Source organism: Pseudomonas sp. Irchel s3a12 (assembly GCF_900187485.1).
Lineage (GTDB): Bacteria > Pseudomonadota > Gammaproteobacteria > Pseudomonadales > Pseudomonadaceae > Aquipseudomonas > Aquipseudomonas neuropathica.
The window spans coordinates 24,975-49,443 of the sequence record NZ_FYDN01000005.1 but is presented as its reverse complement, the minus strand read 5'-3'; the positions used below and the strand labels follow the sequence as shown (position 1 = coordinate 49,443).

Here is a 24,469-nt window from a genome sequence, read left to right as displayed (position 1 = left end):
CTCCTTGAGTGACGAATCAGAAGTCGTAGCGACCGGTGACGCCGAGGGTGCGCGGTGTGCCGAGCAGGCCTTCATAGCCGCCGTTGCCGCCCGTCCACAGGGTCGTGTAGTAGGTTTTGTCGAAGGCGTTTTTCAACCACAGCGACACGTCCCACTGGCCTTGGTTGAAGTCGCCGCGCAGACCGGTGGAAAAATTGACCACGGCGTAACTCGGGATCTGTCCGTAGTCGGAATCCTCGACGGTACCGACGGCTTTCGAGCGAAACGCGTAGCTCGCGGTGACGTAAGGTTCGAAGCCGTTATCCAGATTCCATTTGTATTCGCCGTTGGCGTTGCCGATCCATTTCGAGGCGCCGACCACTTGATGGCCGCTGAGGTCGCAAGACGCTGGAGCACCCGGCGCCTGGCTGACTTCCGGCGGGCACGGGGCATCCTTGTACGAGAGGTAGCTGACGTCGTTGTAGGAGCCGTTGATGTTCAGGGTCAGGCCGCGCAGCGGGATCACCGTGCTTTCGAACTCGACGCCGCGCGAACGCACGGAGCCGGCGTTGGTCAGGTATTGCACGCGGTTTTCCGCGTCGTAGGCGTTGGTCTGGTAAGCGTTGACCTGCGTCCAGAAGACGTTGGCGTTGAGTTGCAGACGGTGGTCCCACAGCGTGCTCTTGAAGCCAAGTTCGGCGTTGTTCGCGCGTTCGGTGCCGATCAGCAGCGAATCGGCACCCGCTACCGGAGCGGAACCGACGGCGAGGTTGACCCCGCCGGATTTCTCGCCGTGGGATAACGTGGCGTAGCCGAGCACATCGTCGGTGATCCGGTAGCTGAGATTGAGCAGCCCGGAGGGACTGGAGCTGTACTGATTCAAGTCGCCGGAATCGTAAGCGCCGGCACGACCGCGTCGCGCCGTGGCCGCAGCGCCCGTTACGGCAGCGCCACCAATCGGCGCATCGCGCGTGACCCAAGCGGATTTCTCTTCATAAGTGCCACGCACCCCGGCAGTGAAATCCAGCCGTTCGGTGAGGTGCCAGGTGCCTTGAGCGAACAGCGCAAAGCTGTCGGTCTTGATATGGCCGTTGCCAATGCTGGTGACGTTGGCCAGCGCACCGCGCGCGGTGCCGTTCCAGATGTCGGCTTGCGGGCCGTAATAGGCGAAGGATTTATTGTCCAGATCCGAACCGAAGTAGTAAGCGCCGACGACGTAATCGAAGAACTCGCCCTTGGGCGAGGCCAGGCGAAATTCCTGCGAGTACTGTTTGTCCTCCACCGACACCCCGGCGTTGTAACTCGCCGGCACGTTGAGGCCATCGTCGTTGCGCGGAGTGAAATTCCAGAAGCGATAGGAGCTGATCGAAGTCAGCGTGAAGTCGCTCGGAAGCGTCCAGTTGGCTTCCACCGACGTGCCACCCTGATGCACGGTAACGTGCTGGTCGTTGTCCAGATTGACCTTGCGGTGTGAGCCGTTGACCAATGTTGCGCCGGCCGCGTTGGCGCGCGACTGATAGAGATTGACGCCATTGATGGTCGGCCCGGTGTTGTAGAGCACGCGGGTGCCGGCGCTGGAATCCTCCTCGTTGTAGTCACCGATCCAGCGCAGATTGAAATCTTCATTGGGCTTGAACAGCAGTTGCGCGCGGAAGCCCTCGCGCGAGCCGCCGTTGAGATCATGGCCGTCGTATTCGTTTTTGATGTCACCGTCGCTGCGCGTGCGATAGGCCGAAAAACGCCCGGCCAGTTGATCGTTGAGCGGGCCGGAAATGGTGCCCTTGGTCTGGAAATAACCGTCCTCGCCGACCGAGGTTTCGATGCTGCGCTCAGGGGTGAAGGTTGGCGCGCGGGTGCTGATGTTGATCACCCCGGCGGTGGTGTTTTTGCCGAACAACGTGCCCTGCGGCCCACGCAAGACTTCGAGCTGTTCGATATCCATCAGGTCAAACACCGCCATCCCCGGGCGGCCCAGATAGACGTTGTCGATGTACAGGCCAACGCTGCCTTCCAGGCCATCGCTGGCCGGGTTATTACCGAGGCCGCGGATCGATACGCTGGACTGCCGTGCGTGCATGTAGGCGACGTTGACGCTGGGCACCAGTTGCTGCAAATCCTGAATCCGGTAGACCCGCTGCGTCTCCAGATTCTGCCCACTGACCACGCTCATCGGCGTCGGTACATCTTGCGAACTTTCTTCGCGGCGGCGGGTGGTGACGGTCACGGTTTCCAGTTGCGAACTGTTGGCGGCAGGCTTGCCGGCCGGCACCGGCGCCGGGGTTTCGGAGTCGGCGGCGTAACCGTGAGTCCAGCTCGCGCTCCCTGCCAGCAACAGGGCCAGAGGCAGGCGTTTGAGCCGTCGTGGCGTTAGGGGTGACGCAAGGTTCAACGGACTCATGGCGCGGCTCCTGGTCAAAAAACACACAGACATCTTTAGCGCTGCATATTCTTTTAAGTTATTTATTTATGTATTTACAGATATTTACTGCATAAGAGATTGCCTTTATAAGGAGTCGACCTAATGCATATCCAATGCATTTCCCGGATATTTTTTATGTGAAAAATGCATATCGACTTGCGTCAACTTCGTCACTTCATCGCCTTGGCTGAACAACGCAGCTTTGTGGCTGGCGCGCAGGCGGTGAACCTGTCGCAGTCGGCGTTCAGCCGCAGCATTCAGGCACTCGAGCACGGCGTTGGCTGTCAGTTGGTCGATCGCGGACGCAAGGAATTGCCGCCGACCAAACAGGGCCAGGTATTGCTCGAACACGCGCGGCGACTGGTCAGTGGCGCGCAGCAGATGGCCAACGAGATCAGTCAGTTCAATGGGCTGGAAGCGGGGGAATTACGCTTCGGTTGTGGGCCGGCGCCGGCGGCGGGTTTGATCCCTCGGGCGATTGGCAGCTTCATCGGCCGCTATCCGAAAGCGCGGGTGCAGTTTCAGGTCGATGACTGGCAGAGTCTGAGCAAGCGACTGATGAGCGAGGAGTTCGAATTCTTTGTCGCTGACACACGCTACTTCGAGGCGGATCCGGATTATCTGACGCACCGGTTACGGCCGCGTAAATGGCATTTCTGTTGCCGTGCGGGGCATCCGCTGGCGGGTTTCGATAAGGTCAGCGCAGAGCAATTGATGAGCTATCCGCTGGCGGTGAGCATTCGTCCGCCGAACTTGCGCAAGGTCATCGTTGACCTCAGTGGGCGGCCGGATTTCACCCCGAATGTCGAATGTGAAAACAGTTCGAGTCTGCTCAGTGTGGTGCTGCGTTCGGAGGCGATCGGCATTGTCGGGGCATATTCCGATGCGCTGCATCAAGCCAAGGGAGAGTTGGTGTGTTTGCGCATTGAAGGGTTGGCGGATGATCTTGAGGAGTTGTACACCCGCTATGGGATTGTCAGCCGCGCGGGGTATCGGTTGTCGCCGTTGGCCGAGGCAATGATCGAGCAGATAAAAGAGATTGATCAGCAGGATGAGGAGGTTTGCTCGCTGCAGAATCTCGCTGTCTGATCCAGCGCTATCGCTGGCAAGCCAGCTCCCACATGATTCGCGCCGAGCACAAACCATGTGAACACCCCTAATACTTGTGGGAGCTGGCTTGCCAGCGATAGCGGCAGTGCAGGCGCCGATGCATTTCCTGCATAAAACCCATTCCCCAAATGCACTTGCCGAACACCCCCACCGAAAGCGAAAACCCTCGCCTGTCCCATTGACCAGTGAACCCCATGCCCACCCCGCCAAACACCGTGCACAACGTGCTGTACATCATGTGCGATCAACTGCGCCGCGATTACCTGTCCTGCTACGGCCATCCGCATCTGCACACACCGAATATCGATCGCCTCGCCGCTGCCGGCGTGCGTTTCAGCCGCGCCTACACCCAAGGCACGATTTGCGGCCCGTCGCGGATGTCGGCCTACACCGGACGCTATGTCAGCAGCCATCAAGTGGCGTGGAACGCCGTGCCGTTGCCGCTGGAAGAACTGACCATCGGCGATTACCTGCGCCCGCACGGCATTCGTACTGCGCTGGTCGGCAAGACCCACGCCACGGCGAATGTCGATGCCTTGCAACGCCTGGCAATCAATCCCGAAAGCGAACAGGCCGAAATCCTCAACGAAGTCGGTTTCGAACCTTACATGCGCCACGACGGCATCTACCCCGACGACCCGCTGTTCGACGACAAACGCGAATCCGCGCCCTACACCCATTACCTGCGCGAGCAGGGTTTCGACGGCAAAAACCCCTGGCACGACTGGGCCAACGCCGCCGAAGGCGAGCACGGTGAAATCCTCAGCGGCTGGCAAATGCGTCATTCGAATTTGCCAGCACGAATTCCCGAGCAACACTCAGAGACTGTCTACACTACAAATCGAGCCATCGACTTCATCACCGAGCAAGGCGAGAAATCGTGGTGTTTACACCTTTCCTATATCAAACCGCACTGGCCCTACATCGTACCAGCACCGTACCACGCTTTGTACAGTACGAAATCGATTCTCGAAGCGATCCGCGCGACACCCTCCGAAGCCAGCAAACACCCCGTATACACTGCCTTTCGCCAGCATGAGGAAAGCCTCAACTTTTCCCGCGATTCAGTACGATTGACTGTAATCCCTACGTACATGGGTCTGATCAAGCAGGTGGATGATCAACTCGGACGGCTGTTCGACTTTTTGCAGAGCAACGGTCGCTGGGATGACACATTGATCGTGTTCACCAGCGATCACGGCGACTTTCTCGGTGATCACTGGTTGGGCGAGAAGGAGTTTTTGCTGGAGCAGGCGGTGGGCGTGCCGTTGATCGTGCGTGATCCTCGGGCGGCGGCGGATGTCACGCGCGGCACGGTGGAAGATCGACTGGCGGAAACCATCGATGCATTGCCGACCTTTCTTGAAGCACTGGGATTGCCGGGGGCGGAGCATCGGCTTGAAGGGCGTTCGTTAATCCCGCTTCTGCACGGCGAAAATCCGCACTGGCGCCGCTATGCAATCAGCGAATACGACTATGCCTTCCAGGCGCCGGCGCGGGAGCGTCTGGGCCAGCCGATCGATCGTTGCCGGATGACCATGGTGCGCAGCGAGCGCTGGAAATACCTGGCGTACGACGGCTTTCGGCCGCAGCTGTTTGATCTGTTGAATGATCCGCAGGAGTTGCGGGATTTGGGCGAGGATCCGGCGTATGCGGCGGTGCGCGAGGAGCATGCAGGGTATTTGTTTGAGTGGGTGCGGGGGTTGAAGCGGCGCACGACCATCAGTCATCAGGAAATTGATTTGCGCGGGCAGCGGTTTCGTTATGGTGAGCCGGAGTCGGAGAAGGTTGTTCAGATTGGTGTCTGGTAGCGGGAAGAGCCCCTCACCCTAACCCTCTCCCAGAGGGAGAGGGGACTGAATGGGGGATATTTCAGAGGTACACCGACCTGATCCAGCTTCATCGAATCCATAATCGATAGGGTCTTTCAGGTCGATGCATAACGCGAGACAACTCGGTCGGCTCCCTCTCCCTCGGGGAGAGGGCTGGGCGGGCGGCGTTCCGATGAGGGGCTTTTGATCTTTAATCACGACCCTTGATGGTCTGACTGCGCTGCCCGCTAGCGCCCACCGGCACTTCACCCTTCAACGTCACCCGACGCACCACCCGATCCTGCGTGCCGTAATCATCAATCGCATAATGCTGCGTCGAGCGGTTATCCCAGATCGCCACATCACCGGCCTTCCAGCGCCAGCGCACGATGTTTTCCTGGCGAATCACATGGCTCTGCAACAGCCCGAACAGATGCGCCGAATCCGCTTGCGAGTAACCCTTGATGCGTTTGACGAAATGCCCCAGCAGCAAGCTCTTCTCACCGCTGATCGGGTGCACGCGCACCACCGGATGCTCAGTCTCGTAAACGGTCGACGTGAAGACCTTGCGATAGCGCTCAAGCTTCTCCGCCGAGACGTCCGGCTTGGCGCTGGCGTAGTCATATTCGTTGCTGTGCACGGCGACCAGTTTGTCGGCCAGTTCACGCAGTTCGGTCGGCAAGCCGTTGTACGCCGTCGCGGTGTTGGCCCACAGGGTGTCGCCGCCGAATGCCGGCGCGACGACCGAGCGCAGGATCGAGGCTTTCGGGTAGGCATCGACGAAAGTCACGTCGGTGTGCCAGGAGTTGGCGCGCTGGCCCTCGGCACCGTCCAGCTCCAGCAGATAACGCGTGCCTTCGCGCGACGGCACGGTAGGGTGCGCCACCGGCTCGCCGAGCAAATGGGCGAAGGCTTCCTGACGCTGATCATCGAGTTGGGTCTGCTCACGGAAGAACACGACTTTGTACTGAACCAGCGCCTGTTGAATGGCTTCGACGGTGGCGGCGCCCAGCTCACCGGACAGGTGCACGCCACGGATCTCGGCGCCGATACGACCGGCGACCGGATGAATCTCCAGCGCGTGGACAGCGGGTTTTACTGCGAGTGCGGCATTGCTCATGGGTAGACCCTCATCGACTGCTTACGGTTTTTAACGGCAGCGAAACAACGCTCTATCTATATTCCATTTACATCTAATAGATATTCACATGCTTCGTTGACGGAATAAGAGCTTGCATTTAAAACCTCTAGCAACCCTCGTCGCAAATGCCTTCGAGCTATTTTTAGGATGCCGGAAAAGCATATGGATCTTCGCCAGTTGCGTTACTTCATCGCCCTCAACGAACACCGCAGTTTTGTCCGCGCGGCCGACGCGATGGGCATCACTCAACCGGCGTTCAGCCGCAGTATTCAAGGGCTCGAGCAGGAGTTCGGCTGCGTGCTGGTGGATCGCGGCAACAAGGATTTGCGCCCTACACCCGAGGGCCAAGTGGTGCTGCAACACGCCCTGAGCTTGGTGCAAGGCGCGGCGCTGCTCAGTGCCGAAGTGACGCAGATGACCAAGCTCGATGCCGGTGAAGTGCACTTCGGTTGCGGCCCGGCGCCAGCAGTGAAACTGGTGCCGGACGCCGTGGCGCAATTCATCAACGCGCACCCGAAAGTGCGCACCTGTTTTCAGGTGGATAACTGGGAAAAACTCAGCCGCGCGTTGAGCCGTGAAGAGATCGAATTCTTTATCGCCGACATTCGCCATTTCGAGTCCGATCCGAACTTCCAGACCCAGGCACTGACACCCAAACGCGGGGTATTTTTCTGCCGCCCGGGACACCCGTTGCTGGCCAAGGAAAGCCTGTCGACCAACGACATGTTCGACTATCCGCTGGCGACCACGCTGATCCCGCCGGGGATTCGCAAATTATTGGCGAACCTCAGCGGCCGCATCGATTTTTCCCCGACCATCGAGACCGAGCATTTTCCGGCGCTGGTGAAGGTGGTGCTGCAATCGAATGCGATTGGCGTCGGTACGGAAGAGGCGTTTGTCGAGGACATTGCCAAGGGTTCGCTGGTGTTGCTGCACTGGCGTAATTTGCCGCAGAACCTGGAGAGCATGAATGCGCGTTGCGGGATTGTCAGTCGTACCGGGTTTCGCCTGTCGCCGGCGGCACGGGCGATGATCGAGACATTGGTGGCGGTGGATCGGCAGGAAATCAGCGTCGCTGTTTAAGGGGATCGTTCCCACGCTCTGCGTGGGAACGATCGGTGTACGTTAGAGCTTGGCCGCTGCCAGCTCAGGCGCCACCCAATCATTCACCTTGAACGGCTTGCGAATCAGCTTCTGCTGCGCCGCCAGATCCACTTTGTCCTGCAGGCTGCCAAGGAACACCGGATCCAGCGTCGACGGGAACACTTCGCTCAACCTCTGATCCTGCAGATCCTGGGTCAGGATCACCGGCGGATAGCTGGCCAAACCCGAGACCAGTTGCACGTAAGCGGCCTTGTTGCCGTCCTGCGTCAGCCACTCCACGGCCTGTTGTTGCGCCTTGAGCAACTTGGCCACCGCCTCCGGGTGCGCGTCGACAAACTTGCCCGTGCCGACCAATACCGACTGCACGCTGCCTGCGCCACCGAGATCCTTGGTGTTCAGCGGCAACTCGGCCAGCCCCTTGGCCTGCAATGCGGTCAACCCGGAGCTGCCCCATGACGCATCGATCTGCTTGGCTGCCAACGCCGCGACCGCTGCATTGAAATCCAGATTGATGACTTTCAGATCCTTCTCGCTCAGGCCCTGGCTTGCCAGCGCCGCATCAAACGACAACTGCGTCGCGGTGCCACGGAAGATCGCCACGCGCTTGCCCTTGAGATCCTGCAAAGTCTTGATCCTCGAACCCGGTACCACCCCCAAATACTGCTTCACCCCACGCGCACTGGCGCTGAGCAAGCGAGTATCCAGGCCATTGGACTTGCCGATGATTGCCGCCAGATCGCCGAGATACGCCAGATCAACCTGACCGTTGGCAAACGCCTCATTGATCACCGGTCCCGCACCTTTGAAGAAACTCCACTGAATCTTGATGCCCTGATCGGCAAAGGCCTTTTCGAAGATCTGCTGATCACGCAGCACGTCGACCACACCGCCGCCACTGTGTTGAGTCCCCGCGCTCAGGTCGGGCACGGCGATTCTGATTTCCTTGAGTTCGTCGGCATGCGCGGTAAACGCCAGCAGGCCCACCAGAGCAGGAACGGCAAACAGACTGAAAACACGTTTGAAGGGGAGGTTCATGGGTGCTGCTCCTTGATCACGACGGGCGTTGAGGAGCCGAAAGTAGGCCGAATGACTACCTACGCTTAAATACTATAAATGCACATTTTTATAGCTTTTAGCGCTAAGCGAGCAGCGCCGGGGCTCGCAGCGGCGTATGCATTAACAGCATCGAAAATATTCTTCGAATGCATTGGATGCGTGTGGGCTGGAGGCCTTAAATGGCGCTGCTTATCTCTAAAAACAACTTATTGAAGATTATTTATAACCATTAGCTCTTAGTTAATACCGCAAGAGATCGCAGCCTTCGGCAGCTCCTACAGGGGTCAATTCAAGGACGCATTCCCCCGTGGGAGCTGCCGAAGGCTGCGATCTTTTGATCTTGATCTTGAGCCAACCCGACAACGGAGGTCACCCATGGCCCGCCAATCCTTGCTCAGTCTTCCACTCCCCGCGCCGCCGCTGAAAAGCCGCCGTACCTGGCCCAGCCTGAACCAGCGCCTGTTGCCATGGCTGCTGCCGCTCAGCTTGTTCGCCCTATGGTGGCTGGCCGCACGCAATGAATGGATGAGCGAGCAGATCTTGCCGGCGCCGTCGCTGGTCTGGAACAGCGCTGTCGAGCTGTCTCAAGGCGAGTTATGGAGCCATTTGTGGATCAGCCTGCAGCGTTTGTTCTGGGGCCTGCTTGCCGGGGTTTCGGCCGGTGCATTGCTCGGCGCAGCACTGGGCTTCAGTCAGCGTCTTGAACGTTTGATCTTCCCGACCTTCGCCGGCCTGTCGCAAATACCGACGCTGGCGTGGATTCCATTGTTCATGGTGTTTTTCGGCATCGGCGAAGTGCTGAAACTGGTGGTGCTGATCAAAGCGATCGTGGTGCCGGTGACCCTGCACACATTGGTCGGCGTAAGAGATGCCCAGCCGAAATTGCGTGAAGCCGCCGCTGTTCTGCGCCTGCCACCACGCCTGCTGATTCGGCGCCTGGTATTGCCCGCCGCCCTCCCCGCGTTCATGGCTGGCGTGCGCCTGGCGCTGGCCGCCGGCTGGACGTCGTTGCTGGCCGTCGAACTGCTGGCTTCCAGTGAAGGCATCGGCTACCTGATGGTCTGGGCGCGACAACTGTTCATGCTCGACATCGTTTTCGTCTGCATCGTCGTCATCGGTTTGATCGGCGTGGCGATGGATCGCGGCATCGGTCTGCTGGACAAGAAACTGGTGCACTGGCCGCATCCGGCCACCGCCGAAATTCGTCGCGGCCCGCGTTATGACGGCTGGCAGCGGCTGCAACCGTGGCTGCTACCGCTGGGCTTGTTGGCACTGTGGCAATTGGCAAGTGACCAACAGTGGGTCGACGCCAATATTCTGGTCAGCCCATTGGCCGTTTTGAGCACGGCTTGGGCTGGCGTGCTCGACGGCACGTTGATCAGCGGCATGGCCCTCAGTCTCGGCCGCACACTCGGTGGCCTGTTGCTCGGCGGCGGTCTCGGATTTGCCTTGGGCCTGCTGCTGGGTCTGTCGAACATCAGCGAACGCCTGCTCGGCCCGACCCTCGCGGCCATCCGCCAGATCGCTATTTTCGCCTGGGTGCCGCTGCTCACCGCATGGTTCGGTCTCGGCGAATTGGCCAAGTGGGTGTTCGTCGCCCTTGCCGCCTTCTTCCCGCTGTTTATCGCCACGCAACGCAGCGTCGCCAATCTCTCACCGCAACTCAACGAAGCCGCACAAGTGCTGCGCCTGAGCCTCGGCCAGCGTCTGCGTCGACTGGTACTGCCGGGCGCCGCATCGGGGATTTTCGCCGGGCTCAGACTGAGCCTGATCTACGCCTGGCTCGGCACCATCGGCGCCGAATATTTCATGCCGTCCAATGGCGGCATCGGCAGCCAGATGATTGGCGCACAACAACTGCTGCGCATGGACCTGATCATGGCCGGCATGCTTTTCGTCGGTCTCACCGGCGCCCTGCTCAACCTCATTGGCCAACGCCTGGAAATTCGCGCGACCCGCTGGAGACACGCATGAACGCACCGATTGTCAGCTTCAATCACGTAGGCAAATCCTTCGACGTCGACGGTTTCGAACTGGAGGCGATTCGCGAATTCAACCTCGACATTGCCGAGGGCGAATTCGTCGCCATTGTCGGCTCCAGCGGCTGTGGCAAATCGACCTTGCTGCGCTTGTTGGTGGGCCTTGATACGCAGTTTCGCGGGCAGATTACCGTGGATGGCAAAGCCGTCAGCGGCATCGGCGGCGAACGTGGCATTGTCTTTCAGGAACACCGTTTATTCCCGTGGCTGACCGTCGCCGACAACATCGGTCTGGGTCTGGTCAACGAGCCGCTGAGCGCTGCGCAGAAGCAACAACGGATCAATGACTTCATCGATCTGGTCGGCCTGCGCGATTTCACTCGCGCCTATCCGCACCAGCTCTCCGGCGGCATGGCCCAGCGTGTGGCGATTGCTCGCGGCCTCGTCGCCAGCCCGCGCATTCTGCTACTCGACGAACCCTTCGGTGCCCTTGATGCACTGACCCGCCAGCAGATGCAGGACGAGCTGTTGGCGATTCGCGAGCGCGCAAAAATCACCACGATCCTCGTCACCCATGACGTCGAAGAAGCGATCTTCCTCGCCGACCGCGTGGTGGTGATGGAGCCGCGTCCGGGACGGATCAAGCAGGTGGTCGACATCGCCCTGCCCCATCCGCGCCAGCGCAGCAGTTTCGACTTCCATCAGTTGCGTGAAGAGCTGCTGCACGAGCTGACCAGTGACGACCATTACCAACCGAGCGTGCCGGTGCAGATCCGCGATCTGCCGCTGACGTTCATTGCCTGCTGAACAGGAGTTTTGCGATGCCGCAACGTCCCAACTTTCTGGTAATTCTGGCCGACGATTTAGGCTTCTCCGACATCGGTGCGTTCGGCGGCGAAATCGCCACGCCGCACCTTGATGCCCTGGCCAACAATGGCCTGCGCCTGACCGATTTTCATACTGCGCCGACCTGTTCGCCAACGCGTTCGATGTTGCTGACCGGCACCGACCACCACATCGCAGGGATCGGCACCATGGCCGAAACGCTGACGCCGGAACTGATCGGTAAACCGGGTTATGAGGGCTATCTCAACGATCGGGTGGTGGCGCTGCCGGAGTTGCTGCGCGAGGCCGGTTATCAAACATTGATGAGCGGCAAATGGCACCTCGGTTTGAAGGCTGAATTGGCGCCGCATGCGCGAGGTTTCGAGCGTTCGTTTTCGCTGCTGCCGGGCGCGGCCAACCATTACGGTTTCGAGCCAACCTACGATGAGCAAACACCCGGCCTGCTGAAATCCACTCCGGCGCTGTACATCGAGGACGACACGTTTCTCGACGAATTGCCGAAGGATTTCTATTCCTCCGATGCCTTCGGCGACAAGTTGCTGCAGTACCTCAAGGAGCGTGACCAGACCCGGCCGTTCTTCGCCTATTTGCCGTTCTCCGCGCCGCACTGGCCGCTGCAGGCGCCCGCCGACATCGTCGAGAAATACCGTGGCCGCTATGACGCCGGCCCTGAAGTGCTGCGCCTGGAACGCCTGGAAAAACTCAAAGCCCTCGGCCTGATCGAACCAGACGTCGAGCCGCATCCACTGATTCAGTTGACCCAGCAGTGGGACGCGTTGAGCGATGAGCAAAAACAGATTTCCGCACGGGCCATGGAAGTCTACGCGGCGATGGTCGAGCGCATGGACTGGAACATCGGTCGGGTTGTCGATTATCTGCGCCAGCAGGGGCAGCTCGACAACACGTTCATCCTGTTCATGTCCGACAACGGTGCCGAAGGTGCACTGCTGGAAGCGTTCCCCAAATTCGGTCCGGAACTGGTGACGTACCTCAGCCAGCATTACGACAACAGCCTCGACAACATTGGCCGGGCTAACTCCTATGTCTGGTACGGGCCGAACTGGGCACAGGTGGCGACCGCACCGTCACGGTTGTTCAAGGCGTTTACCACTGAAGGCGGGATTCGCGTGCCGGCGCTGTTGCACTATCCGCAATTGGCGATCAAAGGGCAGATCAGCCATGGTTTCGGCACGGTGATGGACGTCACACCGACGATTCTCGATCTGGCGGGTGTGCGGCATCCGGGCAAGTTGTGGCACGGAAAACCGGTCGCACCGTTACGTGGCAAATCGTGGCTGGGGTTCTTGTCGGGTGAGACTGCGCAGGTGCATGACGAGCACACGGTGACGGGGTGGGAATTGTTCGGGCGTCGGGCGATTCGCCAGGGGTCGTGGAAAGCGGTGTGGATCCCCGGGCCGGTCGGGCCGGCGACCTGGCAGCTTTATGATTTGAGCAGTGATCCGGGGGAAATTCATGATCTGGCGTTGAGTCGGCCGGAGAAGCTCAGCGCGTTGATCGGGCATTGGCAGCAGTATGTCGAGGAGACCGGGGTGATTCTCAGTGAGTCGCCGTTTCAGCCGGATTGAGGCGAAGATCAAAAGCCCCTCACCCCAGCCCTCTCCCGGAGGGAGAGGGGGCCGACCGAGGTGTCTTTCGCTATACATCGACCTGAAAAATCGGGTCGATTATGGATTCACTGAGGAACATTCAGGTCGGCGTACTTCCCCAATATCCCCCAATCGGTCCCCTCTCCCTCTGGGCGGTCCGACGTTTCGGGAGGGCTAGGGTGAGGGCGCCTTCTGTCAGGCCTCCACCGCCTCACCAGACACCGCAACTTCATCCCGACGAACAAACCGGTTCGCCCGCCCAAACGTGCCGAAATCATTGAACCGCACACCCATCTCACGCATCACCTTATGCGCCACCGGTACCGTCATTTGGCGAATATAAAACGGCTCCTTCACGACAAAATGATGAATCCCGTGACTGCTGCCAAAGTTGAAGCAGAACGCCTGCAACGGCCACAACCACCAAGGGTTCAATACCTGACACTGCTGCAACACATTACCCAACTCGACATCGCCGTAGTAATGCATGTTCGAGCTGATGAAGTGCAGGCAAAAGGTGCGCAACACGTTCGGGCCGATGATCACCACGGCGGCGATATCGATTACCTGCATCACCGATAACGTCGTCGCTGACCATTCAATCGGCGCGCCCAGCAGATACGCAATGCCATTGGCCGCATGAAAACCGAGAAACACATACCACGCGCCCCAATGCACCAGCGCCAGCGGCGCGTAGACCTTGAGCGTGCGCTTGATGATGCTGAACTTGTGCGCCCAGGTTTTGGCTCGCAGCATGCGGATGAACGCCGACATCACGTTGTCGCCAACCATCAGCAAACGTGCAAAACCCCACGGTTCGCCGTTGGTGATCGCGCGCTCTTCCATGTCGGTTTCAGTGCCGGAGACCTTGTGGTGATTGAGGTGCAGATGGCGACGAATCCACGGATTGATCGTGCTCGGTCGCGCCAGCCACACCAACCCCATCATCAAATTGTGCGGCACGCGTTGCTTGCGGAAATACATGCTGTGGATCAGGTCGTGTTCCAGCTCATGGGTCAACGAAGCAAAAAACGCGTTGAGCAACAAGCACACCCACCACGCCATATGGCCGGTGATGTACAGCGCCGCCGAACCGATCATCCCGATCAGGGCAAAGGCCAGAATCCCCGCGCCCAGCGCATCCTGATGCTTGAGAATCGGGTAGCGTTCGCGCAGTTCGACGCCTTTGGCCAGCACCACTTGGCGAATATGCGCTGATCGCTGGGCCGCATTGTGTCGTTGGGGACTTGCAGAAGTACCGTCCATGCTTCCATCCTCGGGTTTATGATGTTCACATCGTGCCTCGCCAACGCTTCAATTGCGGTAGCCGAGAACGCCAACCTGTTGACCGGAAGCGCCAATCAGCATGAAGGAACCGACCTCCCTCGCCAGCTGGACCCGTGCCTTGCGCAAGCAACTCGATGCGTTGGGGCTGGACAGCATTGCCCTGTGTCAACAGGCCGGGCTCGATCCGAGCTTGATGGATGATCCCAACGCGCGCTATCCACTGTCCGGCACCACGCGCCTGTGGGAAATTGCCGTGCAGGTCAGCGGCGACCCGGCGATTGGCTTGCGCGTGTCACGCTTCGTCAGTCCAACTACGTTCCACGCGCTCGGTTATGCACTGGTGGCCAGCGGTAGCCTGCGTGAAGTGTTCGAACGCATCGTGCGCTATCACCCGGTGGTCAGCGATGCGCTGGAACTGGAGCTGAGTCGTGGCGACGACCGCTATCAATTTCGTCTGAAAATTCCGTCAGGCAATCCCGCGCCAGCCTTCGAAGCCATCGACGCCTTCACCGCGATCTACGTGCGCACCTGCCGTAATCGCCTTGGCCGTGATTACGCACCGTTGGCTGTGTACCTGCGCCGCCCGGAACCGAGCGATGCGCACCAATGGCACAAAGTCTTTCGCGCTCCGGTGCATTTCGGCTGCCTCGAGGATCGCCTGGAGTTCGCCCTCGCCGACTTCGACAGCCACCTCGACGACGCCAATCCGGAACTCGCCGAGCACAATGAAGCGGTGCTCAAACGCACCATGGCCCAGCTCCAGCCGCTGACCTGGGAACGCAAAGTGCGCGATGCGATTGAAGAACAATTACCGGAAGGTGAACCAAGTGCAGAGCGCATTGCCCAGGCCTTGCACCTGAGTTTGCGCAGCCTGCAAAGGCACTTGGCGGATGAGGGTTGTCGCTTCGACACATTGCTCAATGAGAGCCGTGAGAATCTGGCGCTGCTGCACCTGCGCGATCCGCAGTGCTCGTTGAGTGAGGTGAGTTATTTGCTCGGGTTCGCCGACACCAGCAGTTTCAGCCGCGCGTTCAAACGCTGGACGGGGCTGACGCCGGGGCAGTTTCGTGATGGGTTGCGCTGATCGTCAGCCTTTAGCCAGACTGCGTTCCATACCGGATGACCATTGTTCGATCATCGCAGCACCCATTGCGGCGAACGCCGGATGACTGGCGCCGTACTCCGCCATTTCGCCCATTGCCACCTGCATACCGTTAGCGACTTGCTGCAGTAATTGATTACAACGCGCCTCCGTCAGATTGCAGGCCGTACGACCGAACCGCATCAGCATTTTGTGCTTGGGCCAAGCCTTCGAGCCACCCAAGAGCAACGCCATACTGTCGTTCTTTATGTAGACCGATGTGGTGATGATGTCGTATGCGGGCGCGAGTCTGATTGACGATTCCTCGCCGCAGCTTTCGTAAAGCACGCCGAAGTTTTTTAAATGCGCGTCGCCGTTTTTCAGGCCTGCAGACAACGCCACAATTTTGAAAAATGCTTCGAGCGCATGATTGAGCAGCGCGGGTGAAACAAACGCTTTGATCTGCCGGGCTGCGCCTTCGTAAGAACCATCGTATTTGGCTTTCGACGGCCAACCGTTGAGCACGCAAAAGTCCTCAAAACCCAGGTAGCCCGAAGCGCTCAAATCAAAGCGCTCGATAACCAGAAACTTGCCATGTTCGCTGAGCTCGAACTTCGGTACTTCTAGCCCGCAGTGTTGCGCGGCACGCATGCAAAAGTACTCGTTGGTTGCCAGCTGCGGATATTCATCGGCGCGAAAAGCTTTAACCAAGTGAGTGGATCCGCGATGAGTCAGACGATCAATCGCAGCCGCACTGTCACGCACCAGCACTTTGGGCTGCACCCCAGACACTCCGGAATACTGGCCATAGGTTTGCAACAGATCCTCGAACAAGCCTTGCGCTCCATCGTGCACTAGCAGATCGGCCAGCGATGTTTCACGCGGGCGATCCGTCAACGATGCGCTGGCAATGGATAACCGACCGAGCTGATAGGGGCCGACAATGGCCAGCAATGCAAAGTCATCGAAGCCGCGAACCGCTTTGCTGAAGCGCCGAACCAGCTCATCACGAAGGGCACCTTCGGGCAGATTCATCTCGAAAACCGGATGAATGCCATGCTCCCAACCATAACTTTCCAGCCGGGACGGCATTGTCAGTGACACGGCATTTTCAGCACTGGTTTCTTCGCGGTAACTGAAGACGCTGTGGACTCGATCTTTCCCGCGCGCCAACGTTCCCACCGCTTGCCCGCCGATACAGACGTTTAATCGATCCGACGACTCACTCATGGAAGTTGACCTTTTGTAGCGTATCGAGTGTCGGGCGGCGAGACTGACGTGGAACCGCTGTCAGCTCATAGCCAAACCCGTTAAGGATCGCTTCGACTTTGCGCAGGCCGATTTCGGCAATGGTGTTGTTTTCGATCCCCGAAATCGTCGCGCGGCTCATTCCGTATTGCTGAGCCAGCGCCTGCTGGGTCATTTTGTTTGCCTTGCGCAGGGCTTTGATCAATTCGCCAAGCTGTTCCATGCGATTTCCTGCATCAAATACGGTGCAAATTAAGATATTTGTTTATTTTGCATCGAATTTGATGCGGCCATTCGACAATATTAGCCTAATTACAAGTGATCAAGAACTACTCAATTGCTCACCATAAACCCCAACTCAAAAACGGTGCCGTCAGCATCACTGCTGACCCGCACCTGCCCACCATGCAACTGCATGATCGACTGCACAATCGCCAACCCCAACCCACCGGAATCCCCCGGCTCTGCCCGTGCAGGATCGACGCGATAGAAACGGTCGAACAGTTTGCCCAGATGCTCCGACGCAATGGCCGGGCCATGGTTGTGCACTTGTAACCAGCACCAGCCCGACTCGTCACGCCGGCGCAGGCTGATCACGGTTTCGGAGTCAGCATGACGCACGGCATTGGCCAGCAAGTTGCCCAGCGCCCGTTGCAGCAACTGCTGATCGGCACGCAGTTCGCCATGCAGTTGATTGTCCAGCCGCAGGTCGCGGTCATCCGCCAACGCTTCAAAATAATCACACAGCTCACCACCAACGCTGCACAAATCCAGAGTTTGCAGATTGAGTGCGCGCTCGGCCTGCTCGGCGCGGGCAAGGAACATCAGGTTTTCCGCCATGCGCTTGAGCCGTTCGAACTCTTCCATGTTCGAGGCGAGGACTTCCTGATACTCCTCGGTGCTGCGCGGATGATTCAGCGCCTGACCGTTGCTCGCCAACAAGGTGTGCAGCGGCGTACGTATCTCGTGGGCGAGGTCGGCGGAAAACTGCGAGAGGCGCTGCACGCTGTCGTCCAGCCGCGCCAGCATGCCGTTGAGCGCCTGCACCGGCTCAAGTAGTTCGGCGGGCGTGCCGTTGGCGGGCAAGCGTTGATCGAGGCTACGCAGATCGATACCGCGTACCGCTTCGCTCAACTGCCGCAACGGTCGCAGGCCACGGCGTAGCAACAGCAAGCCCAAGGCAAAGGCGAGCAACGCACCGAGGCCAACCGACAGGTACAAGCGCATGCGATAGCTGCCGAGCATCTGTTCGCGCTCGCTAAGCACTTTGCCGGCGATCACGGTCAGCGGTTCGCCGTTCGGCCCCTGCGCTTCGCCGGACAACAGCGCGAGTTCGGCACCGTCCGGCGCTTGCCACGTCAACACATCACGGCGCTGCGGCGTTTGCTCGCGGGGGATCGCGCTCAGCGCGGGCAACTCGCGTTGCCGTGGATTGATCGCGATCACGCTCGATCCGTCGGCGCGGCGCACCAGCAACAGGCTGTCGAGATTACCGAGCATGTTCTGATACAGCCGTGGCCGCGCCTGCAAGGCATCGAGGCTGTCGCTGTCAGCGAGCAACGCGCGCACTTGCTCCAGTCGACCGAGCAACGCGAGGTCGTCGCGGTAGGCGATTTCCGAGGCCAGCGAACGGTAGAGAAACACACCGATAGCACTCAACACCAAGGCGCAAACCAATGCGAACGCCAGCGCCAGGCGCCAGGCGATCGATCTAGAGCGCATCGTCGGGGGCTTCCAGTTGATAACCGACGCCGCGCACGGTGTGAATCAGTTTCGGCATGTACGGGTCATCGACTTTCGCACGCAAACGCCGCACCGCGACTTCGACCATGTTGGTGTCGCTGTCGAAATTCAGGTTCCACACCTGCGAGGCGATCAGCGTGCGCGACAGCACTTCACCCTGACGGCTGGCGAGCAATTGCAGCAGGGCGAATTCCTTGTTGGTCAGGGCGATGCGCTGGCCACCGCGACTGACGCGGCGGCGCAATACATCGATTTCAAGGTCGGCAATGTTGTAGGACTCGGCTTCGCGCATCGGCCCGCGGCGCAGCAACGTGCGTACCCGCGCGAGCAGTTCGGCAAAGGCGAATGGCTTGAGCAAGTAATCGTCAGCGCCCAGTTCGAGGCCGCGTACGCGGTCTTCAATGGCGTCCTTGGCGGTGAGGAACAACACCGGTGTGGCGCCGCGCTGACGGATCAGTTGCAGCAGCTGCCAGCCATTTAGGCCGGGGAGCATCACGTCGAGGATGATCAGGTCATATGCCTGTTGCTCGATAAAGTAGCGCCCATCGAGGCCATTGAGCGCCACGTCCACGGCAAAACCCGACTCGCCCAGGCCTTTGGCGAGGAAATTCGCGGTTTTGGCTTCATCTTCTACGACCAGCAAACGCATGGCACACCTCGATTGATCAGGCACACAGGCTAGGCGCCTTCGAAGGCGTTGCCCATTACAAACTTGTAATCAGACTGACGAGGTTCTGACGAAGAGCGGCGATTAAGGTGGCGACCTTCGCTTTTGGAGCCTGTCCATGACCATCAAATACTTTGTAGCCAGCCTGATGATCGGCCTCAGTGGCGTCGCTGCCGCCAGTCCTGAGCTGCCGCGTCACGCTGATCTCGACCTGAAAACCGCACGGCTGCTCGCCGACACCGCCATGGTCAACTGCACCGGCACGGTGTCGGTGCTCGACCGTGGCGGCAATCTACTGGTAACCCTGCGCGGCGACGGTGTCGGCCCGCACAACACCGCCGCCAGCCAGCGCAAGGCGTACACCGCACTGTCGACCAAAACAGCGACCCGGTTGTTTGCCGAACGGGCTCGCAGCAATCCGGAAACCGCCAACCTCAACACCCTCGACGAGTTGCTCTTGCTCGGCGGTGGGATTCCGCTGTTCCTCGGATCTGAACTGGTGGGCGCCATGGGCGTGGCCGGTTCCGGCGGCGGCGAGCAAGACGAAAACTGTGCGATCAAGGCTGCCGAGAAAACCGGTCTGGCCACTACCCGTTCCCAATAAGGAGATTCATCCATGAGCACTTTGCGCATGACCTTCGCCGCGCTCGGCCTGAGCGCTTTTTCAAGTCTAGCCCTCGCCGCCGGCAACCCGTTGAGCGTGCACGTGCTCAACCTGGAAAACGGCCTGCCGTCGCCGGGTATCAATGTGACACTGGAGAAACACGTTGGCCAGAACTGGCAACCACTGGCTCAAGGCACGACCAATGAACAGGGGCGAATTGCCGAATTGTTCCCGGCCAAACAGCCTTTTGAAGCGGGTGAATACCGGGTGGTATTCAAGACCGGCGAGTACTTCAAGAAGGTCAAGCACGACACGTTCTTCCCGGAGATTCCGGTGATCTTCGAAGTGAAGCAGACCGATCAGCATTACCACATCCCGCTGCTGCTCAGCCCGTACGGTTTCTCGACCTATCGCGGTTCCTGAGCCCTACACAAATGCCCCTGTAGGAGTGAGCCTGCCCGCGACAGCAATCTGTCAGTTGATCAATCTGTGACTGACAGACCGCTATCGCGAGCAGGCTCACTCCTACAATGGTTCGGTGTTAGATCCTAGATCGTGGCGAGAGCGCGCAATCGCATGGCATCAAGGATTTCGATCTCTCCATACCCGAGTCCGATAATCCCCTGCCCCTGGAAATCCTTGAGGATCTGGTTGGTGGTCTGCCGCGACAGCGACAGCATCGATGCCAACTGCTCCTGCGGCAGTTGCAGAACGCGGCGTGGCGCATCGAGCTCGCCGTAGCCTTCGGCAATCATCAGCAAGCGATGGGCCAAGCGTGCCGGGGCTGGCAGCAGGCTCAGTTGTTCGAGATTGATGAAGGTCAGGCGCAGTTTATGGCTCATCAGCAGCGCCAGATGCCGCCAGTACACCGGGTGTTCGTCGAGCAGTTTGAGCAACGTCGCCTGAGGGATATTGAGCAAGGTGCACGGCCCGACTGCATAGGCGTCATGGGTGCGCGGCTGGCCATCGAACAGGCAGATTTCGCCGAACCAGTGCGGCGCCTCGACCAGACTCAACAACGCCTCTTTGCCCTGCTCGCTCACCGCGCCTATACGCACGGCGCCGTCGAGCACCGCGTATAAACCGCACGGTGGATCACCGCGCTGGAACAGCCGCTGCCCTGCCGTCAGCCGCCGCTCCCGGGCCGTAGCCAACAGACTATCCTGAAAGGACGCCGGCAGATGACTGAACCACTGGCCGCTCATCAGCCGTGAACGTGTTTGCATAAACACTCCTGGATTGTCGCCTGCCTGACAGAGCGAACCCTGATCCCGAGGGATGATGCGATCAACCCTACCGGAGGAACAACAATGAAAAGCCTCGTCGACCATCTGAGTCAATACGCCGCCTACCACCGTGATCCGCGTAATATCGCCAGCCACTTTATCGGCATTCCGCTGATCGTGGTGGCGGTGGCGGTTTTGTTGTCGCGGCCAGAATGGTCGCTGGGCGGCTTGTGGATATCTCCAGCCGTTGTCGTGGCGCTGGCCTCGGCGTGGTTTTATCTGCGTCTGGAGGTGAAGTTCGGGGTGCTGATGACGCTGCTGATGGGGCTGTCAGTCTGGGCCGGGCATGTGCTGGCGCAGCAGAGCACCCTGGTCTGGCTGAGCAGTGGTCTGGCGATGTTTGTGGTCGGCTGGGTGATCCAGTTTGTCGGGCATCACTATGAAGGGCGCAAACCGGCGTTTGTCGATGATGTCTCGGGGCTGATTGTCGGGCCGTTGTTTGTCGTGGCCGAGGTGGCGTTCATGCTCGGCATGCTGCATGAATTGAAAGAGCAGATCGAGGCGCGGGCGGGGGTGGTACGAGTTAATCCGAATCGTGCGGCAATCTAGACTTCAACCCTGCTCGTTCCCACGCTCTGCGTGGGAACGCCGCCATGGACGCTCCGCGTCCACTGTGACGCGGAGCGTCACGGGATGCATTCCCACGCAGAGCGTGGGAACGATCAGTTAGAGGCTGGCGACTTTCTGCCAGACCTTCGGCTTGAAGAACAGAGTTTCACCCTTGGCCAAGCCGATCAGGCTGTCGTGGTCTTTCACCACTTCGGCCTCGATCAGATCCGTCTGCCCTTCGACCTTAAGCGTCACCCGCGTGGTCGCGCCCAACGGCCGAATGTCACGCACCTCAGCAGCGTGGTGATCTTCCAGCTCATGTTTGGACAGCGACACCTCATGCGGGCGGAACAGCACGTGGTTGTCGTCGCTCAACAGCAAGCGGTTCGAATCGCCGAGGAAGTGATAAACGAAATCGCTGGCCGGGTTTTCGTAGACGTCGCCCGGTGAGCCGATCTGCTCGATCACACCCTTGTTCATCACCACTATGCGGTCAGCGACTTCCATCGCTTCTTCCTGGTCGTGGGTCACGAATACCGAGGTCAGGTTGATGTCTTCGTGCAGGCGGGCGAGCCAGCGACGCAGCTCCTTACGCACCTTGGCATCGAGGGCGCCGAACGGCTCATCCAGCAGCAGCACTTTCGGCTCCACCGCCAGTGCGCGGGCCAAAGCAATACGCTGACGCTGACCGCCGGACAACTGCTCCGGATAACGATCCGACAGCCAGTCCAACTGCACCATGTTCAGCAGCTCATGCACCTTGACCGCGATCTGGCTTTCGTTCGGACGCTGGTTTTTCGGTTTCATGCGCAAACCGAACGCGACGTTATCGAACACGGTCATGTGGCGGAACAAGGCGTAGTGCTGGAACACGAAACCGACGTTGCGATCACGCACGTCGTGGCCGGAGACGTCTTCGCCGTGGAAGACAATGTTGCCGTTATCCGGGGTTTCCAAGCCGGCGATAATCCGCAGCAACGTGGTTTTGCCGCAGCCCGACGGGCCGAGCAATGCGACCAGTTCACCGCTGTGGATGTCCAGGCTGATGTTGTCCAGCGCCTTGAACGCATTGAAATTCTTGCTGACGTTACGCACTTCGATCGACATGAATTATTCCTCCGCGGCGCTGGCGCGCAGGCGGTTGATACGGTTTTCGCTCCACTGCTTGAGCAGCAGGATGAAGAGCGCCAGGATCAGCAACAGGCTCGCCACGGCGAACGCGGCCACGTGGTTGTATTCGTTGTAGAGGATCTCGACGTGCAGCGGCAAGGTGTTGGTCACCCCGCGAATGTGCCCGGAGACCACCGACACCGCACCGAATTCACCCATGGCCCGCGCGGTACATAGCACCACGCCATAGATCAGGCCCCACTTGATGTTCGGCACAGTGACATGCCAGAACATCTGCCAGCCATTGGCACCTAGCAGACGCGCGGCCTCCTCTTCCTGCGTGCCTTGTTCCTGCATCAGTGGAATCAGCTCACGAGCGACGAACGGCACGGTGACGAAAATCGTCGCCAGTACGATGCCCGGCAGGGCGAAGACGATCTGGATGTCGTGATCCTGCAGCCACGGCCCGAACAGACCCTGCGCGCCGAACATCAGCACGTAGACCAGACCAGCGATCACCGGCGACACCGAGAACGGCAGGTCGATCAGGGTCACCAGCATGCTCTTGCCGCGGAACGAGTATTTACTCACGCACCACGCGGCGCTGACCCCGAACACCAGGTTCAGCGGTACCGAAATCAGCACGGCGAATACGGTGAGTTTCAGCGCCGAAAGCGCATCCGGCTCAAAGATCGCGGTGAAAAATGCGCCGAGGCCATTCTTCAAACCCTGCGATACCACGATGAATAACGGCAGCAACAGAAACAGGAAAAAGACCAGCCAGCCAAGGCCGATCAGGATTCTGCGCGAAGTGGCACTGCCACGGCGTGCAGCGTTGGCCGAAGAGGCGGCCGCAATAGACGATTGGGACATGGTTCGCGCCTCCTTATGGGGTTTCGATGCGCCGCTGCAGCAAGTTGATCAGCAGCAACAGGACGAAGGAAACCACCAGCATCAGCACGCCGATGGCGGTAGCGCCGGTGTAATCGTATTGGTCGAGTTTGACCATGATCAGCAGCGGCAGGATCTCGGTTTTCATCGGCATGTTGCCGGCGATGAAAATCACCGAACCGTACTCACCGACGCCACGGGCGAAGGCCAGGGCAAAACCGGTCAGCCAAGCGGGCAACAATGCGGGAACGAGGATGTGGCGGAACACCTGCAAGGGTTTAGCACCGAGGCACGCGGCGGCTTCCTCGACTTCACGGGGAATGTCGGCCAGCACCGGCTGCACGGTACGCACCACAAACGGCAGAGTGACGAAGGTCAGCGCCAACGTGATACCCAGCGGGGTATAGGCAATCTTGAAACCGAGGTCAGCGGCGAATTGCCCGACCAGACCGGCCGGCGCATACAACGCGGTCAGCGCGATACCGGCCACCGCTGTCGGCAGGGCGAACGGCAGATCGATCATCGCGTCGATCACCTTGCGCCCCGGGAAGGTGTAGCGCACCAGCACCCACGCCAGCAACGTACCGATGATGCCGTTGATGATCGCGGCACACAGCGCGGTGCCGAAGCTCAGCTTCAACGCGGCCAGCACCCGTGGTGCGGAGATGATCGTCCAGAACTGATCCCAGGTGAGTTGCGCGGCGTGGACGAACATCGCCGCCAGCGGGATAAGCACAATCAGGCTGAGGTACACCAAGGTGTAGCCCAGCGTCAGCCCGAAGCCGGGTATGACGGGGGAGATACGACGCGACATAAAAGTCCTTGGTTAAAAAGCGATCCGCTGAACGCACCCATGTGGGAGCGAGCTTGCTCGCGAAGAAGGAGTATCAGCCAACTCCACGTCGTCTGACACTCCGCTTTCGCGAGCAAGCTCGCTCCCACATTTTCTGC

Annotated in this window: 22 protein-coding genes; 10 read left to right on the top strand and 12 right to left on the bottom strand. The window is 59.5% G+C overall.

The genetic code is table 11. The features are described 5' to 3' along the window. Positions 1-16 precede the first annotated feature (16 nt). A complete protein-coding gene (locus tag CKW14_RS10065; protein WP_095125253.1) occupies positions 17-2,377 on the bottom strand; it encodes a TonB-dependent receptor in 2,361 nt (786 codons plus the stop codon). 165 nt (positions 2,378-2,542) lie between these two features. On the opposite strand from CKW14_RS10065, the gene CKW14_RS10060 reads away from it, so the two are divergent. Together CKW14_RS10060 and CKW14_RS10055 are read left to right on the top strand one after the other, a co-directional pair. Next, positions 2,543-3,487, top strand: a complete 945-nt coding sequence (locus tag CKW14_RS10060) for a LysR family transcriptional regulator (protein WP_095125252.1) — start codon at positions 2,543-2,545, stop codon at positions 3,485-3,487. 215 nt (positions 3,488-3,702) lie between these two features. After that, on the top strand, positions 3,703-5,319 hold the full coding sequence (locus tag CKW14_RS10055; RefSeq protein ID WP_095047064.1) for an alkaline phosphatase family protein: 1,617 nt from the start codon (positions 3,703-3,705) through the stop codon (positions 5,317-5,319). A gap of 211 nt (positions 5,320-5,530) precedes the next feature. Here CKW14_RS10055 and CKW14_RS10050 read toward each other — a convergent pair whose 3' ends face one another. Then, positions 5,531-6,439 (bottom strand): TauD/TfdA family dioxygenase, encoded by a 909-nt coding sequence (locus tag CKW14_RS10050; RefSeq protein WP_095125251.1) that lies wholly within the window; start codon positions 6,437-6,439, stop codon positions 5,531-5,533. Positions 6,440-6,622: 183 nt separating this feature from the next. Between CKW14_RS10050 and CKW14_RS10045 the strand changes: the two genes are divergently transcribed. Next, positions 6,623-7,543, top strand: a complete 921-nt coding sequence (locus tag CKW14_RS10045; RefSeq protein WP_093440454.1) for a LysR family transcriptional regulator — start codon at positions 6,623-6,625, stop codon at positions 7,541-7,543. A 42-nt stretch (positions 7,544-7,585) separates the two neighbouring features. Here the strand turns inward: CKW14_RS10045 and CKW14_RS10040 are convergent, their stop codons facing one another. After that, entirely contained in the window at positions 7,586-8,599 is a 1,014-nt protein-coding gene (locus tag CKW14_RS10040; RefSeq protein ID WP_095125250.1) for an ABC transporter substrate-binding protein, read from the bottom strand. 396 nt (positions 8,600-8,995) lie between these two features. On the opposite strand from CKW14_RS10040, the gene CKW14_RS10035 reads away from it, so the two are divergent. Genes CKW14_RS10035 through CKW14_RS10025 form a run of 3 tightly spaced genes read left to right on the top strand, consistent with a single transcriptional unit; the run spans position 8,996 to position 13,031 of the window. Next, entirely contained in the window at positions 8,996-10,594 is a 1,599-nt protein-coding gene (locus tag CKW14_RS10035; RefSeq protein ID WP_095125249.1) for an ABC transporter permease, read from the top strand. Further along, on the top strand, positions 10,591-11,406 hold the full coding sequence (locus CKW14_RS10030) for an ABC transporter ATP-binding protein (protein ID WP_038359705.1): 816 nt from the start codon (positions 10,591-10,593) through the stop codon (positions 11,404-11,406). The genes CKW14_RS10035 and CKW14_RS10030 overlap by 4 nt, the downstream gene beginning before the upstream one ends. 14 nt (positions 11,407-11,420) lie before the next feature. Then, entirely contained in the window at positions 11,421-13,031 is a 1,611-nt protein-coding gene (locus CKW14_RS10025; RefSeq protein WP_095125248.1) for an arylsulfatase, read from the top strand. A 216-nt stretch (positions 13,032-13,247) separates the two neighbouring features. On the opposite strand, the gene CKW14_RS10020 is transcribed toward CKW14_RS10025, so the two are convergent. Beyond that, complete coding sequence (locus CKW14_RS10020) at positions 13,248-14,318, bottom strand: fatty acid desaturase (protein WP_095047059.1); 1,071 nt, start codon at positions 14,316-14,318, stop codon at positions 13,248-13,250. A gap of 100 nt (positions 14,319-14,418) precedes the next feature. Between CKW14_RS10020 and CKW14_RS10015 the strand changes: the two genes are divergently transcribed. Beyond that, a complete protein-coding gene (locus tag CKW14_RS10015) occupies positions 14,419-15,423 on the top strand; it encodes an AraC family transcriptional regulator (RefSeq protein ID WP_095125247.1) in 1,005 nt (334 codons plus the stop codon). Positions 15,424-15,426: 3 nt separating this feature from the next. Here CKW14_RS10015 and CKW14_RS10010 read toward each other — a convergent pair whose 3' ends face one another. The 4 genes from CKW14_RS10010 to CKW14_RS09995 form a co-directional block, all read right to left on the bottom strand. Continuing rightward, positions 15,427-16,650 carry a type II toxin-antitoxin system HipA family toxin gene (locus CKW14_RS10010; protein ID WP_095125246.1) on the bottom strand — a complete coding sequence of 408 codons (1,224 nt, stop codon included), beginning with the start codon at positions 16,648-16,650 and terminating at the stop codon, positions 15,427-15,429. Then, positions 16,643-16,891 (bottom strand): helix-turn-helix domain-containing protein, encoded by a 249-nt coding sequence (locus tag CKW14_RS10005; RefSeq protein WP_095125245.1) that lies wholly within the window; start codon positions 16,889-16,891, stop codon positions 16,643-16,645. Before CKW14_RS10005 ends, CKW14_RS10010 begins: the two co-directional genes overlap by 8 nt. A 110-nt stretch (positions 16,892-17,001) precedes the next feature. Further along, positions 17,002-18,390 (bottom strand): heavy metal sensor histidine kinase, encoded by a 1,389-nt coding sequence (locus tag CKW14_RS10000; RefSeq protein ID WP_095125244.1) that lies wholly within the window; start codon positions 18,388-18,390, stop codon positions 17,002-17,004. Then, positions 18,380-19,060 (bottom strand): heavy metal response regulator transcription factor, encoded by a 681-nt coding sequence (locus tag CKW14_RS09995; RefSeq protein ID WP_095125243.1) that lies wholly within the window; start codon positions 19,058-19,060, stop codon positions 18,380-18,382. Before CKW14_RS09995 ends, CKW14_RS10000 begins: the two co-directional genes overlap by 11 nt. A 136-nt stretch (positions 19,061-19,196) precedes the next feature. Between CKW14_RS09995 and CKW14_RS09990 the strand changes: the two genes are divergently transcribed. Then, a complete protein-coding gene (locus CKW14_RS09990; RefSeq protein ID WP_095125242.1) occupies positions 19,197-19,682 on the top strand; it encodes a heme-binding protein in 486 nt (161 codons plus the stop codon). 12 nt (positions 19,683-19,694) lie between these two features. Beyond that, complete coding sequence (gene uraH / locus CKW14_RS09985; protein WP_093440416.1) at positions 19,695-20,105, top strand: hydroxyisourate hydrolase; 411 nt, start codon at positions 19,695-19,697, stop codon at positions 20,103-20,105. 125 nt (positions 20,106-20,230) lie between these two features. Here uraH and CKW14_RS09980 read toward each other — a convergent pair whose 3' ends face one another. Continuing rightward, entirely contained in the window at positions 20,231-20,908 is a 678-nt protein-coding gene (locus CKW14_RS09980) for a Crp/Fnr family transcriptional regulator (protein WP_095125241.1), read from the bottom strand. Positions 20,909-20,992: 84 nt separating this feature from the next. Between CKW14_RS09980 and CKW14_RS09975 the strand changes: the two genes are divergently transcribed. Further along, positions 20,993-21,517 (top strand): DUF962 domain-containing protein, encoded by a 525-nt coding sequence (locus CKW14_RS09975; protein ID WP_095125240.1) that lies wholly within the window; start codon positions 20,993-20,995, stop codon positions 21,515-21,517. Between the two features lie 117 nt (positions 21,518-21,634). On the opposite strand, the gene CKW14_RS09970 is transcribed toward CKW14_RS09975, so the two are convergent. From CKW14_RS09970 to cysT, 3 genes are read right to left on the bottom strand one after another with little or no spacing between them, the layout of a single operon-like run. Further along, the gene (locus CKW14_RS09970; RefSeq protein WP_034151825.1) at positions 21,635-22,624 is read right to left on the bottom strand and encodes a sulfate/molybdate ABC transporter ATP-binding protein; all 990 of its coding nucleotides are present in this window, start codon (positions 22,622-22,624) and stop codon (positions 21,635-21,637) included. A 3-nt stretch (positions 22,625-22,627) separates the two neighbouring features. Beyond that, positions 22,628-23,500: a sulfate ABC transporter permease subunit CysW gene (gene cysW / locus CKW14_RS09965; protein ID WP_038367233.1), complete on the bottom strand. Its 873-nt coding sequence runs from the start codon at positions 23,498-23,500 to the stop codon at positions 22,628-22,630. A gap of 13 nt (positions 23,501-23,513) precedes the next feature. Continuing rightward, entirely contained in the window at positions 23,514-24,332 is an 819-nt protein-coding gene (cysT, locus tag CKW14_RS09960; protein ID WP_038367238.1) for a sulfate ABC transporter permease subunit CysT, read from the bottom strand. Positions 24,333-24,469 lie beyond the last annotated feature (137 nt).